We start from the raw sequence: 14,844 nt of genomic DNA, 5'->3' as shown, positions 1-14,844 counted from the left end.
TCATGCAGGGCTCCCCGGGCCAGCCCCCCCCTGGGGCAGCGCCGCATCCAGCGGGCCGACGCCGAACGGCAGGACGCCGCAGTCGGGACGACCGGTCTGCTCCAGCCGCTCGATACGGGCGCGGAGATCGGCAAGCCCGGGGGCAGGTCGACTGTTCATGGGGACCTCCTTTCCGCGGGTTCAATGTTCCTGATATGTTCTGGTTCTCATTTCGGTCCGGAGTCAATGCGACGTCGTCCTTATCCCCGACAAATCGGGTGAAGGATGCTGGAGGATTCAGGACAGCTGAGAGGCTGGCGGGCCGGCGGCGGGAGAGCGGTCGCGAGCTTCAGCGGGTGTCGAACGGGCGGCCGAGGTCGCCCAGGAAATTCCATCCGGCCCGGGTCGGCCAGTAGCGGCCCTTGCCCAGACGCTCCGCATAGCCCTGGACCACCAGCTGCTCGCTCCGCGCCGGCTGGGCCTCACGGGTCTTGTCGACGAGGTCCAGAAGGGCCTCCATTCGGTCGGCATCGGTCATGGCAGAAGGTCCGGCAGGGTTGTGCCGGAAAGTACCGTCAACCTTCTTGCGGGAAAAGGGTTTAGCCAAACGGGTCGCCCTGTAGCACGGCGGACGGACGAGGAATGCCACCATGGCGGCGAAACTGAAGGTCTTCACCTGGTCGGACGGCTTTCACGCCTTCACGGTGGCGACGACGTCGCGGCCCAGGGCGCTGGAGGCCTGGGGCTCGCGACAGGACCTGTTCGCCTCGGGTCTGGCCAGCCCCCTGACCGAAGGGCCGGACTATGACGCCGCCCTGGCGTCGCCGGGGCAGGTGATCGAGCGCGGTCTGACGGTGGACATCGGCAAGATCTCCCGGGCCGGGCGATCGCCCAAATCTGCCGATGGAGCCCCGAAGGCCAAGGGCAGGGCGAAGGTCCGGGCCAGGCTGGAGGCGCTCGAGGCGAAGCTGGCGGCGCTGGACACCACCCATGCCGACACGGTCGCCCGGCTTGATGCGGCCATGGCGAAGATCGAGGCGGATCGATCCGAAGCCGAGGCCTCCTATGAGACACTGCGCAAGGCCGTGGTGGCGGACCTCAGGACCACGCGGCGGCAGGCGTAGGCCCGACAGACTCTGTGACCCCGAGGCTGGAAGTCTCTGGTCTGCGGCCCTCGCTGCGTGCTTTAAAACGCGGATGAACACCTTGTCGCTCTCCGCCCTGGCCGTTGGCCTGTCGCTCGCCCTGACGGGCTGTCTGGGGGCGGGGTCGGTGCCGTCGATGGAGCAGGGACCCCTCAGGCTGGCGGCTTGGAACATGGAACATCTCGCCGAGGCCAATGGCACCGGCTGTCGGCCGCGTACCGAAGCGGACTATGCGGCGCTGCGGGCCTATGCCGAGACTCTGGAGGCCGATGTGATCGCGGTCCAGGAAGTGGAGTCCAGTGCCGCCGTGGAGCGGGTCTTCGATCCGTCGCGCTATGTGGTGGTGGTCGAGGGTCGCGTGAGCTCCGGACGTGGTGGGTCCTGCCGGGGAGAGAACGGCCTGACCATCCGCGACCAGCGGACAGGCTTTGCCATCCGCAAGGGGCTGGCGTTCGACCGGCAGGCGGACCTCGTGGCCCTGCAGCTCGGCAGTGCCGATCTGCGCTCGGGTGTCGATATCGTGCTGCGACCGCAGGGCGGCGAGCCGGTGCGCCTGCTGTCCGTCCATCTGAAGTCAGGCTGCAGTTCCGGGGATCGCAATGAGGCCTGTCCGGTCCTCATGCAGCAGGTGCCGGTCATGGAGGACTGGATCGACCGCCGGGCGGGCGAGGGCGTGCGCTTTGCCGTGCTCGGGGATTTCAACCGCCGTCTGGCGCAGGCGGGCGACACCGTCTGGGCCGACTGGGATGACGCCCAGCCCGCTGATGCGGATCTGAGCCTTGCGGCCGGCACGACGGGAGCCCGCTGCAATCCGCGCTATCCGGACTTCATCGATCACATCGTGCTGGATCGGCGCGCGGCGGCGGATCAGATCGGGTTCGAGGAGCACACCTATGGGGGCGAGGCCCTCAGCGATCACTGCGCCATCACCGTCACGCTCAACCGTCGGTGATCCTGGACTAGGCGCGGGGGACAGGCTTGGGCGGACGGGATGGTAAGGAGAGGGTCATGATCGCCGCCTTGGTGGTGCTGCTGCTCGTGCAGGTTCTTTTCGTCGTCCGAATGTTCGTCGGCGGATAGGGCAGGGATTTCGGGACAGAGCATGGATATTGGCGTTGATACGCGGCCAACCTATCAAGCCTGGGTTTTCTGGAGAGGTCAGGCCGCGCTACCCACCGCGAAGTCTTGGAGTGGTTCTAGTCAAATAGAATACGATACAGGATCATTCCCGCGGCTACACCGAGCTTCTCGGACCTGATCAGATAGACGAACGACCAAGCCCAGGGTCTGTTCATCACCTTGCAACTGCGCCGCGCTCCTCCACTATGAGGGATGAAAAAGCGGTAGGCGTAAGAGACGGCATTAGAGGAGTTAGTCATGAACCGGACTCTACCGTTTGCAATCGCCTCGGCCATAGTTCTTAGTGCATCGCCTGTGCTGGCTCATGCCCGACTGGTGTCCGCCACTCCCGGCAACGGTGCCACCGTGACCGCGCCCCGGACGATCAGCTTGACCTTCAGTGAGCGGTTCGCCGCGCGGTTTTCGACCGTTGAGGTCGAGGACAGTCGGGGCCGTGCGGTCACGAGTCTACAAGCCTCGGTATCGCCCATGTGGTGCGGGCGGGGCTGGCTATGCTGGGGGTCGCCGCCCTGATCTTCGCGTGGCGTCGCAAGTCAGGAGGGTTGATCGCGATCCTCGCCTTTGCTGGGGCCGTCGCCAGTTTCGCATGGAGCGGCCATGGTGCCGCCAGCGAGGGCTCCCTCGGCCTGTTGCATCTGGCAGCCGACGTTGTCCACGCGCTTGCCGCCTGCGTCTGGATCGGCGCACTCGCCGGCTTTTGCCTGCTACTGATCCGCCGCTCCACGAGAGAGGCCGGCGTAACGGCGCGGTCCTTGGCAGGGTTCGCCTCCATCGGGACGGTCACGGTCGCCGTCCTTATCATAACCGGTCTGATCAATGCAGCCTTCCTGATTGGTGCGGAGGGCATCGGCCGTCTTTCAAGTTCCGCCTGGGGCCTTTTGCTGATCGCAAAGCTGGCGCTGTTCGCCGTGATGATCGGACTGGCGGCGCACAACCGCTTTACCCTGACGCCCGCGCTATCGCGCGCCGTCGAGGCGCAGGCCGATGCCGACCCTTCGATGCGGCGACTACGGATCAGCATCGGTCTGGAGATGCTGGTGGGTTTTGCCCTGCTTGGCTTGGTCGCTGCGATGGGGGTGCAGATGCCACCCGCTTCGATGTGACCTTCAGGCCGGCGCGCGCGACGACCAGTGGATGTGGCGGATGCGCCATCCACCCGCCTTGCGGTGCAGGATCATGGTTTCGGCGGTCAGGCGTTCGACGGGTTGACCGTTGAACGTGCCGCTGGTGCGTCCCTCGGTCAGAACCCAGGCGATGTTGCCCTCCACCAAGGCTGCGCGGCGAGTGATCTCGGTCTCGGTCGCGGCGGCGAAAGTCATGTCGGCGGGCAGGTGATGGCCCGCGTATTCCTCACGCGATCGCTCGGCACCGCCTTCTTCCAGCACCATGACGTCTTCTGTGAGGAGGGGGAGAACCGCGTCGCGCTCACCCGAACCCAACGCCGCATGAAAGGCGTCCACGACCGCGATTGCCGGAGCCGCAGCCTCATCGACGACCTGCGCGGACGCAGGCGCGACAGCCGGCTCATGTGCCATTGCAGCGGGCGCTGAAACGGCGAGAACAGCGGCGAGGATCAGGCGCTTCATCGATGGCTCCTTGAAAGGCTGGATCAGGACTATGCTCCGTTTACGCCGAAGACCAACCGCCCCCTCGCGAGGGGGTTACCGGACCGGTGCGTAGAGGGGCGAGACGCATGGAGACGATCCGCATGACAGACCTCGATACCCTGATCGCACAAACGCCGTCGTCGCGCGCCGAGGGTCTGGACGGCGTGGAGGCTGGCGTCTGGAACCGGGTCGCGCAGACGCAGGCGCGGGCGCGCGAACGGAAGCTGCGGGTCGCAGCCCTGTGCGTTGCGGCGGGCATCGGGGGAGTGGCCGGAGGCGTGTCTTCCCCGGCAGTAGAGCGGAGTCGGACCGAGCTGACCGTGTTCAGCCCCAGGACGGCGGCGACGCCGCTGGATATGCGGAGCGTCCTGGGATGAGCAGCCTGAAGTCCACGCTCGTGACCGCCGTCCTGGCCGCTGTCGTCGGGGCGACTGCCGCCTGGGGGGCGATGACTTGGTCGGCGCGACAGGATCAGCCCGCTGACCTGCATCACATTGTTCACGAGCGACTGGACCTGACCCCGGAGCAGGACCGTCGGCTGGACGAGATCGAGGCCGCCTTCGCGACGCGGCGCGGACCGCTGGAGGCGGAAGTGCGCGCGGCGAACCAGGAACTGTCCGCCGCGATCGCCCAGAGCCGGGGCGACACGCCCGAGGTGCAGGCCGCCGTTGAGCATTTCCATAGCGCCATGGGCGATCTCCAGATGGCGACGATCCGTCATGTGTTCGAGATGCGCGCGGTGCTCACGCCCGAACAGGCGGAAGAATTCGATCGCGCCGTGGTCGAGACCCTGCGCGCCGACGCCGACTGACGCGGGGGTGGGGGCTGGCGACACCGACGAAGGCCGGGCCGCCCAGGGAGACCGGGCTGCGTTTTCGCGCCTGATGACGGCGACGAAGGGTGATCTACACCGCTTCATCACCCGCTATGTCGGCGACCCGGACGAGGCGCTGGACCTGACCCAGGAGACCTACGCCGCCGCCTGGCTGTCGATCCGGCGATACGATCCCGGCCGACCGTTCGGCGCTTGGCTGCGCACCATAGCCCTGAACAAATGCCGCGACTGGAGCCGCCGCCGTCGCGTGCGTCGGCTTGTGCGGGGCGTCATAGGTCTCGATGCGCCCGAAGCCATGGCGGTCGGCGATCCGACGCCTGGTGCCGAGGACAGGATGGACGACCGGCGACGGGTTGAGCGGATGAACCGGGCCTTGGGGGAACTGCCCGACGTTCAACGTGCGCCGCTGCTCCTCGCGGTTCTGGAGGGGAGGTCCCACGCCGAAATCGGCCAGATACTGGGGCTGTCATCCAAGGCGGTCGAACTGCGGATCGCCCGCGCCCGGAAGGCCCTGATGGATCGCCTCGGCCCATCGGAATGAGCCCCTGCGACCAGCCGTCGCGAGGGGCGCGCGCGGTTCTGGCGTAAGGCCAGTCAGACAGATGGGCCAAGACTGACGCATGAGAGTGATCCAGACAGACCGCCGCGCCTTGCTGCGCGGCTTCGCGGGTGGCACGGGGCTGCTCGCCGCCCAAGGGCTTCTGCCCGCATGGGCCCAGAGCGGGTCAGCGGGGCTGCGCGCCGGTCTGCCTACCCTGGAGGGGCCTAACGTTCGGCTGAGCGTCGGCCATTCGCCGTTCACGGTCGGCGGGCGGACCGGGCACGCCATCACCGTCAACGGGACCCTGCCGGGGCCCCTGATCCGCCTGCGTGAGGGTCAGACCGCGCGGCTCTCCGTCACCAACACTCTGGACGAGGACACCTCAATCCACTGGCACGGAGTCCTGTTGCCCTTCCACATGGACGGCGTGCCGGGCGTTAGCTTCCCCGGCATCCGGCCGGGTGAGACCTTCGACTACGAGTTCCCGGTCATCCAGTCCGGCACCTTCTGGTATCACAGCCATTCCAACCTTCAGGAGGCGATGGGGCATTACGGGCCGCTGATCATCGACCCGGCGGGGGCCGATCCGGTCGCCTACGACCGCGAGCACGTGATCGTGTTGTCGGACTGGAGCTTCCTGCACCCGCATGAGATCCTGGACCGGCTGAAGAAGAGCCCTGGCTACTTCAACCAGTCGCGCACGACCCTGTCGGGCCTGATCTCCGGTGAGGACGGCATGTCGCTGGCCGACCGCCAGATGTGGGGTCAGATGCGGATGGACCCCCGCGACATCGCCGACGTCAACGGCACGACCTACACCTATCTGGTCAACGGCCATGGGCCCGCCGAGAACTGGACCGGCCTGTTCCGGCCGGGCGAGCGGGTCCGGCTGCGGGTCATCAACGCCTCGGCCATGTCGATCTTCAATGTCCGCATCCCCGGTCTGGCGATGACCGTGGTAAACGCCGACGGCGAGAACGTGCGCCCCGTCGAGACGGACGAGTTCCAGATTTCCGTGGCCGAGACCTATGACGTCATCGTCCGTCCGACCGAGGACCGCGCCTACACCCTGGTGGCTGAGTCCGTCGATCGCTCGGGCATGGCGCGGGCGACGCTGGCCCCGCGCCTGGGCATGACGGCCGAGGTTCCGCCCCTGCGTGAGGTGCCGACCCTGACGATGCGCGACATGGGCATGGGTGGGATGGCCGGGATAGACCATTCGGCGATGGGACACGGAGCCCCCGCCTCCGCGCCGATTGATCACGCCGCCATGGGTCACGGCGGGATGGATCATGACATGCGCAACCCGGAGAACGCTCCCGCCGGCATGGCCGTTGGTGTCGGGGTCGACATGATCTCGTCAGACCCGGCCAACCGCCTGGGCGAGCGGCCCATGGGGCTGGAGGATGTCCCGCACCGGGTGCTGGTCTATACCGATCTGGTCTCTCTGGCCCCCAACAAGGACCAGAGGCCGCCGTCCCGCGCGCTGGAAATCCACCTGACCGGCAACATGGAACGCTTCATGTGGGGGTTCGACGGACGCAAATTCTCCGAGATCGTCGAGCCGATCCGCTTCGAGCGGGATGAGCGGGTGCGGGTGACCCTGGTCAATGACACCATGATGGCCCACCCCATCCACCTGCACGGCCACTTCTTCGAGCTGGTGACGGGCGGTCCGGCCGGACATCAGCCGCTGAAGCACACGGTCAATGTCGCGCCGGGGTCCAAGGTGACCTTCGACCTGACGGCCGATGCGCCGGGTGACTGGGCCTTCCACTGCCACATGTTGATGCACATGCACGCGGGGATGTTCAATGTCGTGACCGTCCGTCCTCTGGATGGAGCAGCGGCATGATCCGGATGATGGCCGCGCTGGTACCCCCGCTGCTGTTCGCCAGCGCCGCGACCGCCCAGGATCACAGCCAGCATTCGACGCCCGCCCGGCCTCCGGTGCAGGCTGCGGCGGCCGATCCCCATGCGGGTCACGCCATGCCCACGCCAACCGCCGACCCGCACGCCGGGCACGACATGAGCGCGCCGTCTCAGGCTGCTGATCCTCACGCCGGTCATGCGATGCCCGCCCAGGTCGATCCCCACGCAGGCCACAACATGGGCGGCCAGTCCGTCGTGGCACCGCCCGACGTGCCGACTAGCGCAGACGACGAAGGCCGTCCGCGCCAGCCGCCCCTGCCACCGGCCGCCCTGTCCGGCCCGGCCCATGCCGCCGACGCCATCTGGGGCGCGGACCAGATGACCGGCGCCCGCGACATCCTGAGGCGCGAGAACGGCGACGTCCGGACCACCGCCGTCATCGTCGACCGGCTGGAGGTCGGCTTCGGCGACGGCGAAGAGGGCTGGACCTGGGACATCGCGGGCTGGACCGGCGGCGACATCAACCGTTTCTGGTGGAAGTCCGAGGCCGAGGGAGACTTCGACGGCGAGATCGAGGGCGAGGTTCAGGCCCTCTACAGCCGCGCGATCTCGCCCTTCTGGGATGTGCAGGCGGGCGTGCGTCAGGACTTCGGCGAGGGCGACGAGAACCCGACCCTGGTGCTTGGTCTCCAGGGCTTGGCCCCCTACTGGTGGGAGGTTGATGCGGCGGCCTTCCTGTCAACCGAAGGCGACCTGACCACACGAGTCGAGGCCGAGTACGACCAGCGCATCACTCAGCGCCTGATCCTGCAACCGCGCGTCGAGGTGGAGGCCTCGGCTGCGGACATTCCCGAACTGGGACTGGGTTCGGGCCTGACCCACATCGAGGCGGGCCTCCGACTGCGCTATGAAATCGCCAAGGCGTTCGCGCCGTATGTGGGCGTGGAATGGAGCCGCGAACTCGGCGACACCGCCGATTTCACGCGTGCGGCGGGCGGCGAGCCCGAGCACACCCGTTTCGTCATCGGCCTCAAGGCCTGGTTCTAGGAGTGCTATCCATGCGCAAGATCATACCCGCCGTCGCCATGACCCTGGCCTTGGTGGTCCCCACCTTGGCCCAAGCCACATCCGCGTGCTGCTGTTGCGGAACTGAGGGCCAGGATGCGCACCCCGGCCATAGCCAGACAGCGTCCGCCGATCACGCCGCCCATGGCGTCGTCACCAGCCCTACGGATGGCGCGATGACCAACGGCTCTCCGGACTGGTTCACCGCGACCTTCCCGCACGCGATGACGCTGAAGAGCGTCACGGTTCAGGCCGAGAGCGGCGCGGCCGTGTCCGTTCCGGTCGCCGCCGCCGCCGCGACCACGCGGGTGTCGGCCGACCTGCCGACCTTGTCGCCGGGCAACTACGTGCTGAACTGGACCGCAGAAGGCGGGGACGGTCATGAGATGACGGGTACCGTCCGTTTCATGGTTCACTGATGACGGGCCTATTGAACCGTCGCCTGCTGCTGAGTGGCGCTGTCGCTCTCGTCTCGACCGGCACGGCGATGGCGCAGGATCGGCGCATTACGGCGTACAAGACCCCGTGGTGCGGATGTTGCGACGGCTGGGTGGCCCATATGCGCGGCGCGGGCTGGACCGTCGAGGTCATCGAGCGCGAGGACCTGGCCCCGATCCGCGCTCGACACGGCGTGCCGGACCGCTATGCCGGATGCCACACCGCCGTGGTCGGCCCCTACGCCATCGAGGGCCATGTGCCAGCCGCCGATGTCGCGCGCCTGCTGCGTGAACGGCCACAGGAAGTGGCGCTCGCGGCGCCCGGCATGCCCGCCGGATCGCCGGGCATGGAGTCGGCGGGACGCGAGCCCTACGTCACACTGCTGATCGACCGCAGCGGCCAGGCCACCGTCTTTGGCCGTCATAACGGCGCGTAAGCCTCACGCCGCCTCCCCCTGGAAGGCGGCGATGATCGGACAAGGCCCGCTGTCCTTGGCTGCACAGGCGCTCGCCAGTCGCCTCAGGGCCGCTCTCGCGTCTTCCAGATCGGCGATGGTCCGGTCCAGCGCGGCCAGACGCTCGGCTGCCAGAACGCGGGCCCGCGCCCTATCCTCGCCAGCATCCAGGGACAGCAGTTCCTTGATCTGCTCAAGGGTGAACCCGGCCGTCTGGGCCGAGCGGATGAACTTCAGCCGGCGCACGTCCTCCTCGCCATAGCGGCGAATGCCCGCGCCCACGCCGTCACTCGACCATCGCTCCGGCGTCAGCATCAGGCCGCGCCGCTGATAGAAGCGGACCGTCTCGACCCCCACACCACCTTCGCGCGCCAGTCCGGCAATCGTTCGAACGCTCATGCTTGACTCCGTACCATGATACGGAACCTAGGGTGCCGGCCTCGGATTTGAAGATCACGGAGGCTGCAATGACCAAGACCGCCATCATCCACCGCATGGTGATGCCAGACCACACCTGCCCCTGGGGGCTCAAGGCCCGTCATCTGCTCAAAAGCCGAGGCTACACGGTCGAGGATCACTGGCTGACGACACGCGAGCAGACCGACGCCTTCAAGGCCGAGCACGGTGTGAAAACGACCCCCCAGATCTTCGTCGACGGCAAGCGCATCGGCGGTCATGACGACCTGCGTCGCTTCCTCGGCCTCAAGGTCCGCGATCCTAAGGCGACAACCTACACGCCGGTGCTGGTCGTGTTCCTGACCACGGCGGTCATGGCGGCGATGCTCAGCCTGACCGTCTATGGCAGCCCGCTGACCGTGCGGGCGGGTGAGTGGTTCATCGCGCTGTCGATGATGGTGCTGGGGATGCTGAAACTTCAGAACGTCGAGAGTTTCTCGTCGATGTTCCTGAACTATGACCTCCTGGCGAAGCGCTGGGTTCCCTACGGCAAGGTCTACCCCTTCGCCGAGTTCGGGGCGGGCGCCTTGATGGTGGCTGGCGTCCTGACCTGGCTGTCGGCGCCGGTCGCTCTGATCATCGGCGGCATCGGGGCGATTTCGGTCTTCAAGGCCGTCTACATCGACAAGCGCGAACTGAAGTGCGCCTGCGTCGGCGGCGACAGCAATGTGCCGCTGGGCTTTCTGTCCCTGACCGAAAACCTGATGATGATTGCCATGGCGGTGTGGATGCTGGCGATGGAAATCAACCTGATCAGCCCGCCGATGCCGATGTGAAATCACGATCTGAGCGTCTGCTTTCAGGCGAGCAGTCAACGTCCGTTACTGGCGCATCTGCGCTGTTTGGAGCGTATCCTGAGAAGGGGCGTTGATCGTGGGGGGCCATGAGCCAGCCCGATCTGTTTCGCTTACCTCGCAAACCCTGAACGCTGTTTGGTTGACCGGAGCCAAGCCCCGCTCAAGCCCAAGCATATTTGGGTGATACGACAGCATCTCAAGTTGATCGATTCGATCCGAGATTTGGCGATGTTCAACATCGCACTTGACGCCAATCTGCGGGGCTGTGACCTCGTTAAGCTCAGACTTGGTGATGTCTCCCAAGGCGGCGTCGTTCGGCAGCGACCGACGATTATCCAGCAGAAAACGGGTCGACCGGTCCCGTTCGAAATAACGGAGGCTGCGAGAGACGCGCTGGCGCACTGGCTGGAGCGCCGAGGGCGACGGCGTGACGACTGGCTGTTTCCTAGCCGTAGCCGAGATGGAGCGCACATCGGTACTCGGCTGTATGCTCGCTTGGTGGATGCCTGGGTGCGAATGATCGACCTGAACCCTGGCACCTACGGCACCCACAGCCTTCGTCGGACGAAGGTGGCGTTGATTTACAAGAAGACCGGCAACTTGCGAGCGTGCCAACTTTTACTTGGCCACGGGAAGCTGGAGAGCACCGTCAGATATCTCGGCATCGAGGTGGACGGCGCGCTGGAGATCTCAGAGCAGATAGACCTCTGAGTTGGCTGTCGGGCAGTCTGCCTGAAAGCGGACTGCCCGAATGTCTCTGAGGGGTGGAAAACGGACGCGTCGTAGTGGTCGGCTATGGCAGAATGTCGCAGTCTTAAATCTGTCTTTAACGGGTCTCATGCGACGTGGTTCGGCTGGAGCGTACCATGTCAGAGCAGTCGGCCGTAACGCGCGCACAGCTACTGCGCATCCTGGTGTACGCCTTGCTCGCAGTGGCCGCGATTATCATCAGTGTCGGTGGACTGGTCGCCTATTCTGCTTCCGTGATTGACCAGCAGAGCGTTCGCACCCAGACGAACCTGGTTGCCCGCAAAGTCGAGAGGCGCCTGGAGGGTCTTCGCGAGGACGTGCTGTCTGCAAGCGTCTGGAACGAAGCCTATACGGAGACTCTGGCCGGAGACCGCGCATGGATGCAGGTCAACTACGGCGACTACTATGCCGACTACATGCAGCACGAGGTCACGGTCGTCTTCGACGGGGCAGGGCGTGCCATCTACGCCTCCCGCGACAGTGAAGAGAAATCCCCCGAGACCGAAGCTGAACTGCTTGAAGTGGCGGGCCCCATTGTCGCCGAACTTCGTCGCCGCGCAGCCGCGCAGGAGGTAGGTCCCGCCAAATATGGACTGGACGCGGTCGTGACCCGCGAGGGAACCGTGATGGTGGGCGGCGAGCCCTACTTCATCAGCGTCTCCAGTATTGTGGCCGAGGATGCCGAGCATGATCGGCCGGGCACGCCCCCGCCCTTTGTCGTTTCCGGTGCCTCGGCGCGCGCATTCGTAGCCTCGCTCGAAAATGATCTGATGCTGATCGAGCCCAAACTCCTGAGGGCAGATCAAAAGCTGACCCCGGCGTCGGTTCCAATAGAAAGCAACGAAGGCGAACGGCTTGGCTTTGTCCAGTGGACGCCGGATCGTCCTGGAGCGTCGCTGCTGGTCGGGGCCATACCGGCCTTGTCGATCATGGTGGCGCTGCTTGTGCTCGCTCTCATCGTCGGAGGGGTCCGTGTCTACCGGCTCATCAAGGACCTGGCCTACAATGAGGAGGCTCTCGATCGTACCCTGGCAGAGGCGGAATCCGCCAATGCCGCAAAGTCTCAGTTTCTCGCCAATATGAGCCATGAGCTGAGGACGCCGTTGAACGGCATTATCGCCATGACGGAACTCCTTCAGGACCACCAGACGGATGCGCGTGGACGGGAGATGGCGGCCACCATCGTCTCCTCAGGCCGAACGCTCGAACATGTGGTCAACGACATTCTGGATGTAGCCAAGATCGAGGCGGGCCTGCTCAAGTTCGAGTCGGTGCCGTTTGAACTGGACGAGTTGCTGAAGTCGGTCGCCCAGCTTCACGGTGCGGCAGCAGCCGCCAAGGGGATTACGCTCGGACTGACAATCCAGGATGACGCCTCAGGGGTGTATCTCGGAGACCGGACGCGGGTCTCCCAGGTTCTGTCCAACCTGATCAGCAATGCCGTCAAGTTCACGGAAACCGGCTGCGTCCAGGTCACTGCGCGCAAGCACGGAGACCGCAGACTCTGTCTATCGGTCAGCGACACGGGGGTCGGGTTTGACCGGGCGACAGCTGCGCGGCTCTTCCAGAGGTTCGAGCAGGCGGATGTGTCCGTCAGCAGGCGATATGGCGGTACCGGGCTGGGTCTGTCGATCTGCGTATCCCTGGCGGAGATGATGGGAGGGCAGGTCACGGTGAGATCGGTTCCGGGCAAGGGATCGACCTTCTTTGCCCACCTGTGCCTGCCGAGGATCGGTAATGTGGAGGTCACGACACCGGAGCCGGTGGCTCCGGACCACAACGAAGACGCCTGCTCGCTGCGGGTGCTCTATGCGGACGATCACGCCATCAATCGTCAGGTCGTGGCGATGATCCTGGAACCGCTCGGTGTGGACCTGACCCTGGCCCACAACGGACGGGAGGCCCTCGATATGCTGACCGCTTCGGCCTTCCACATCATCCTCATGGATGTGCAGATGCCCGAGATGGATGGCCTGACAGCCACTCGCCTCCTGCGCGATCACGAGGCGGCAAAGGGGCTTGCACGAACGCCCGTCATTGCGCTGACCGCCAATGCCATGCCGGACGATGTCGATAAAAGTCTTGCCGCCGGTGCCGATCTTCATCTTCCCAAGCCGATCCGCCCGGCCGAACTGCTTGAAGCGATCAGCCACGTCCTTTCCGCATCGCAACATCGCGCTGAAGCCGCCGCTTGAGAGATCATGAAAACCTCCCTTCTCGTAGCCCTGGGTCTCGTCAGCATCGCCTGTCCGGCCTGGGCGCAATCCTCCGATTGGTCTCTGAGTGGCACGGCCGGCGTCGTCAGTGACTATCGATACCGTGGCTATTCACTCTCCGGCGGGCGGCCGGCTCTTCAGGGCGGGCTGACGGCGGATCACGCGTCCGGCGTCTACGGCGATGTTTTCGTTTCCACGATCGATGAATACGGCGTCGGGTCGGACGGTGACGGAGCCGACGTGGAAATCACGGGGACGCTAGGCTGGGCGGGCCAGGTCGGAGGCTTCGATGTCGATATTGCCGCCGCCGCCTATCGGTACCCCGATGGGGACGACGTGAACTATGTCGAGTTCCCACTTCAATTCGGCCGCACCCATGGGGCGCTAACCTGGGTCTTTGGTGCGGCATTCGCCCCGGCTCAATCAGCGCTGGGTGACGAGGATAACCGTTATGGGTGGACGTCGCTGAGCTTCGCGCCCTCGTCCTGGCCCGTCTCGGTCAACAGTACAGTCGGTTATGAGGACGGTGCATTTGCTCCGGAGGGGAAAGCCGACTGGTCAGTTGGGGTCGCAAGAGAGCTGGGACGGTTCCGCATAGATCTAACCTGGGTTGATAGCGACGCAGACAAGGGCCAGGCCGTAGCGTCTGTATTTGTCAACTTCTAGGGGTAGGTCCGAGCCCCGTAGCACTGGCGAAAGCCGGGAGTGACAATCAGGGCGGGAGGTCCGCTATGGGTCGGTTGCGGACATTGATTTCAAGCCCACAATCAGACTCGCCCTCCTCACCCGCGAGGCACATTCCGAACGTCTGTGACGACTGGCGAGGGGACGCTACCGAAGGGCAGGTGTGAGTTCTCCACCCTGTTGTTCGCCCACCTGCCAACCTCCTGTTTGTCAGCGCTGCCGAGCGCTTTCATCGCCGCCTGTAGGAGCGCGGACCGTCGGTCGTGAGGGCCTTTAACCGCCCATGCCGATTCATGAGTTTCTTCATGAACTTCAACGCCGCGGCTTGTCTCTGGTCTTGCTGGCAAAGGATTCCGGCACCTCACCCTCGTGATCGACGGCGCGCCAGAGGTAGTGCATCTCGCCGCTGATCTTCACGTACACCTCGTCGAGATGTCACCGCCAGTAAGTGAAGGCGTGCATCTTCTGGACCCGCTGCCTGCGGATTTTGGCGGCGAACATTGGGCCGAAGCGGTTCCACCAGAGCCGCACCGTCTCATGGCAGATGTCGATGCCCCACTCGGCCAGCAGGTCTTCCGCGTTCCGCAGCGACAGCGGTACTTCACGTACACATCACCACCGTCCGGATCACCTCCGGCGAGCTTGCCCCAGCAGATCTCCGGCGTATCGCCGATGAACATGGTCAGGTCAGTCAGAAGCTCATGGCGGCGCACGGCCGTTGGGGTGTCGGCGTCTACACCAGGCAGTTGGGGAATATTGAAGTCATCCGAGACATCTTGTGGCTGCCTGCCCCCGAGGGACACGATAAGCTCAGGCTACATCGCGGCAAGAACCGCAGCGGCAGAGTTAGGAAAGTGTACTCGAT

At 65.3% G+C, this 14,844-nt stretch carries 20 protein-coding genes and 1 pseudogene; 16 read left to right on the top strand and 5 right to left on the bottom strand.

What is annotated here, in order from left to right:
* A complete protein-coding gene (locus AC4PRM_RS09655; RefSeq protein ID WP_492039675.1) occupies positions 1–159 on the bottom strand; it encodes a hypothetical protein in 159 nt (52 codons plus the stop codon).
* Positions 160–328: 169 nt separating this feature from the next.
* Positions 329–517, bottom strand: a complete 189-nt coding sequence (locus tag AC4PRM_RS09650) for a hypothetical protein (protein ID WP_492039674.1) — start codon at positions 515–517, stop codon at positions 329–331.
* A 112-nt stretch (positions 518–629) separates the two neighbouring features.
* Here AC4PRM_RS09650 and AC4PRM_RS09645 point away from each other — a divergent pair, with 112 nt between their 5' ends.
* The 5 genes and pseudogenes from AC4PRM_RS09645 (at position 630) to AC4PRM_RS09625 (ending at position 3,367) form a co-directional block, all read left to right on the top strand.
* Entirely contained in the window at positions 630–1,103 is a 474-nt protein-coding gene (locus AC4PRM_RS09645; RefSeq protein WP_492039673.1) for a hypothetical protein, read from the top strand.
* A gap of 73 nt (positions 1,104–1,176) precedes the next feature.
* The gene (locus AC4PRM_RS09640; RefSeq protein ID WP_492039672.1) at positions 1,177–2,076 is read left to right on the top strand and encodes an endonuclease/exonuclease/phosphatase family protein; all 900 of its coding nucleotides are present in this window, start codon (positions 1,177–1,179) and stop codon (positions 2,074–2,076) included.
* A 425-nt stretch (positions 2,077–2,501) separates the two neighbouring features.
* Complete coding sequence (locus tag AC4PRM_RS09635; protein ID WP_492039671.1) at positions 2,502–2,777, top strand: copper resistance protein CopC; 276 nt, start codon at positions 2,502–2,504, stop codon at positions 2,775–2,777.
* Positions 2,723–2,878, top strand: a pseudogene (locus tag AC4PRM_RS09630) (copper homeostasis membrane protein CopD); the annotation flags it as partial. The gene AC4PRM_RS09635 and the pseudogene AC4PRM_RS09630, both read left to right, overlap by 55 nt.
* Before the next feature lie 15 nt (positions 2,879–2,893).
* On the top strand, positions 2,894–3,367 hold the full coding sequence (locus AC4PRM_RS09625) for a copper resistance D family protein (RefSeq protein ID WP_492039823.1): 474 nt from the start codon (positions 2,894–2,896) through the stop codon (positions 3,365–3,367).
* Between the two features lie 3 nt (positions 3,368–3,370).
* On the opposite strand, the gene AC4PRM_RS09620 is transcribed toward AC4PRM_RS09625, so the two are convergent.
* On the bottom strand, positions 3,371–3,850 hold the full coding sequence (locus AC4PRM_RS09620) for a nuclear transport factor 2 family protein (RefSeq protein ID WP_492039670.1): 480 nt from the start codon (positions 3,848–3,850) through the stop codon (positions 3,371–3,373).
* A gap of 122 nt (positions 3,851–3,972) precedes the next feature.
* Here AC4PRM_RS09620 and AC4PRM_RS09615 point away from each other — a divergent pair, with 122 nt between their 5' ends.
* From AC4PRM_RS09615 to AC4PRM_RS09585, 7 genes are all read left to right on the top strand, one after another.
* On the top strand, positions 3,973–4,248 hold the full coding sequence (locus AC4PRM_RS09615; protein WP_492039669.1) for a hypothetical protein: 276 nt from the start codon (positions 3,973–3,975) through the stop codon (positions 4,246–4,248).
* Complete coding sequence (locus AC4PRM_RS09610; protein WP_492039668.1) at positions 4,245–4,682, top strand: Spy/CpxP family protein refolding chaperone; 438 nt, start codon at positions 4,245–4,247, stop codon at positions 4,680–4,682. The genes AC4PRM_RS09615 and AC4PRM_RS09610 overlap by 4 nt, the downstream gene beginning before the upstream one ends.
* 7 nt (positions 4,683–4,689) lie before the next feature.
* Positions 4,690–5,247, top strand: a complete 558-nt coding sequence (locus tag AC4PRM_RS09605) for an RNA polymerase sigma factor (protein ID WP_492039667.1) — start codon at positions 4,690–4,692, stop codon at positions 5,245–5,247.
* Positions 5,248–5,326: 79 nt separating this feature from the next.
* On the top strand, positions 5,327–7,102 hold the full coding sequence (locus AC4PRM_RS09600; protein ID WP_492039666.1) for a copper resistance system multicopper oxidase: 1,776 nt from the start codon (positions 5,327–5,329) through the stop codon (positions 7,100–7,102).
* The gene (locus AC4PRM_RS09595; RefSeq protein WP_492039665.1) at positions 7,099–8,166 is read left to right on the top strand and encodes a copper resistance protein B; all 1,068 of its coding nucleotides are present in this window, start codon (positions 7,099–7,101) and stop codon (positions 8,164–8,166) included. Before AC4PRM_RS09600 ends, AC4PRM_RS09595 begins: the two co-directional genes overlap by 4 nt.
* 11 nt (positions 8,167–8,177) lie before the next feature.
* Positions 8,178–8,603: a copper resistance protein CopC gene (locus AC4PRM_RS09590; protein WP_492039664.1), complete on the top strand. Its 426-nt coding sequence runs from the start codon at positions 8,178–8,180 to the stop codon at positions 8,601–8,603.
* Positions 8,603–9,058: a DUF411 domain-containing protein gene (locus tag AC4PRM_RS09585; protein ID WP_492039663.1), complete on the top strand. Its 456-nt coding sequence runs from the start codon at positions 8,603–8,605 to the stop codon at positions 9,056–9,058. The genes AC4PRM_RS09590 and AC4PRM_RS09585 overlap by 1 nt, the downstream gene beginning before the upstream one ends.
* Positions 9,059–9,061: 3 nt before the next feature.
* Here AC4PRM_RS09585 and AC4PRM_RS09580 read toward each other — a convergent pair whose 3' ends face one another.
* Positions 9,062–9,475, bottom strand: a complete 414-nt coding sequence (locus AC4PRM_RS09580; protein WP_492039662.1) for a MerR family transcriptional regulator — start codon at positions 9,473–9,475, stop codon at positions 9,062–9,064.
* Between the two features lie 68 nt (positions 9,476–9,543).
* Here AC4PRM_RS09580 and AC4PRM_RS09575 point away from each other — a divergent pair, with 68 nt between their 5' ends.
* The 4 genes from AC4PRM_RS09575 to AC4PRM_RS09560 all read left to right on the top strand — a co-directional run bounded on the left by AC4PRM_RS09575 (position 9,544) and on the right by AC4PRM_RS09560 (position 13,961).
* Positions 9,544–10,308, top strand: a complete 765-nt coding sequence (locus AC4PRM_RS09575; protein WP_492039661.1) for a MauE/DoxX family redox-associated membrane protein — start codon at positions 9,544–9,546, stop codon at positions 10,306–10,308.
* 222 nt (positions 10,309–10,530) lie between these two features.
* The gene (locus tag AC4PRM_RS09570; protein ID WP_492039660.1) at positions 10,531–11,040 is read left to right on the top strand and encodes a tyrosine-type recombinase/integrase; all 510 of its coding nucleotides are present in this window, start codon (positions 10,531–10,533) and stop codon (positions 11,038–11,040) included.
* Between the two features lie 155 nt (positions 11,041–11,195).
* Positions 11,196–13,274 (top strand): hybrid sensor histidine kinase/response regulator, encoded by a 2,079-nt coding sequence (locus AC4PRM_RS09565; RefSeq protein ID WP_492039659.1) that lies wholly within the window; start codon positions 11,196–11,198, stop codon positions 13,272–13,274.
* A gap of 6 nt (positions 13,275–13,280) precedes the next feature.
* On the top strand, positions 13,281–13,961 hold the full coding sequence (locus AC4PRM_RS09560) for a TorF family putative porin (RefSeq protein ID WP_492039658.1): 681 nt from the start codon (positions 13,281–13,283) through the stop codon (positions 13,959–13,961).
* Positions 13,962–14,291: 330 nt separating this feature from the next.
* Here AC4PRM_RS09560 and AC4PRM_RS09555 read toward each other — a convergent pair whose 3' ends face one another.
* A complete protein-coding gene (locus AC4PRM_RS09555; RefSeq protein WP_492039657.1) occupies positions 14,292–14,402 on the bottom strand; it encodes a DDE-type integrase/transposase/recombinase in 111 nt (36 codons plus the stop codon).
* Positions 14,403–14,844: the final 442 nt, after the last annotated feature.

It is taken from the genome of Brevundimonas sp. DW-iso22 (assembly GCF_058725425.1).
The sequence above is the reverse complement of the archived record's forward strand: the minus strand, read 5'-3'. Positions and strand labels throughout refer to the sequence as shown.

What these genes read in the sequence shown, in the direction of transcription:
- AC4PRM_RS09595 (WP_492039665.1), top strand. Translation starts at nt 7,099, where the DNA reads ATGATCCGGATGATGGCCGCGCTGGTACCCCCGCTGCTGTTCGCCAGC.
- AC4PRM_RS09560 (WP_492039658.1), top strand. Translation starts at nt 13,281, where the DNA reads ATGAAAACCTCCCTTCTCGTAGCCCTGGGTCTCGTCAGCATCGCCTGT.
- AC4PRM_RS09610 (WP_492039668.1), top strand. Translation starts at nt 4,245, where the DNA reads ATGAGCAGCCTGAAGTCCACGCTCGTGACCGCCGTCCTGGCCGCTGTC.
- AC4PRM_RS09635 (WP_492039671.1), top strand. Translation starts at nt 2,502, where the DNA reads ATGAACCGGACTCTACCGTTTGCAATCGCCTCGGCCATAGTTCTTAGT.
- AC4PRM_RS09655 (WP_492039675.1), bottom strand. Translation starts at nt 159, where the DNA reads ATGAACAGTCGACCTGCCCCCGGGCTTGCCGATCTCCGCGCCCGTATC.
- AC4PRM_RS09645 (WP_492039673.1), top strand. Translation starts at nt 630, where the DNA reads ATGGCGGCGAAACTGAAGGTCTTCACCTGGTCGGACGGCTTTCACGCC.
- AC4PRM_RS09585 (WP_492039663.1), top strand. Translation starts at nt 8,603, where the DNA reads ATGACGGGCCTATTGAACCGTCGCCTGCTGCTGAGTGGCGCTGTCGCT.
- AC4PRM_RS09640 (WP_492039672.1), top strand. Translation starts at nt 1,177, where the DNA reads ATGAACACCTTGTCGCTCTCCGCCCTGGCCGTTGGCCTGTCGCTCGCC.
- AC4PRM_RS09600 (WP_492039666.1), top strand. Translation starts at nt 5,327, where the DNA reads ATGAGAGTGATCCAGACAGACCGCCGCGCCTTGCTGCGCGGCTTCGCG.
- AC4PRM_RS09580 (WP_492039662.1), bottom strand. Translation starts at nt 9,475, where the DNA reads ATGAGCGTTCGAACGATTGCCGGACTGGCGCGCGAAGGTGGTGTGGGG.
- AC4PRM_RS09575 (WP_492039661.1), top strand. Translation starts at nt 9,544, where the DNA reads ATGACCAAGACCGCCATCATCCACCGCATGGTGATGCCAGACCACACC.
- AC4PRM_RS09565 (WP_492039659.1), top strand. Translation starts at nt 11,196, where the DNA reads ATGTCAGAGCAGTCGGCCGTAACGCGCGCACAGCTACTGCGCATCCTG.
- AC4PRM_RS09620 (WP_492039670.1), bottom strand. Translation starts at nt 3,850, where the DNA reads ATGAAGCGCCTGATCCTCGCCGCTGTTCTCGCCGTTTCAGCGCCCGCT.
- AC4PRM_RS09615 (WP_492039669.1), top strand. Translation starts at nt 3,973, where the DNA reads ATGACAGACCTCGATACCCTGATCGCACAAACGCCGTCGTCGCGCGCC.
- AC4PRM_RS09590 (WP_492039664.1), top strand. Translation starts at nt 8,178, where the DNA reads ATGCGCAAGATCATACCCGCCGTCGCCATGACCCTGGCCTTGGTGGTC.
- AC4PRM_RS09650 (WP_492039674.1), bottom strand. Translation starts at nt 517, where the DNA reads ATGACCGATGCCGACCGAATGGAGGCCCTTCTGGACCTCGTCGACAAG.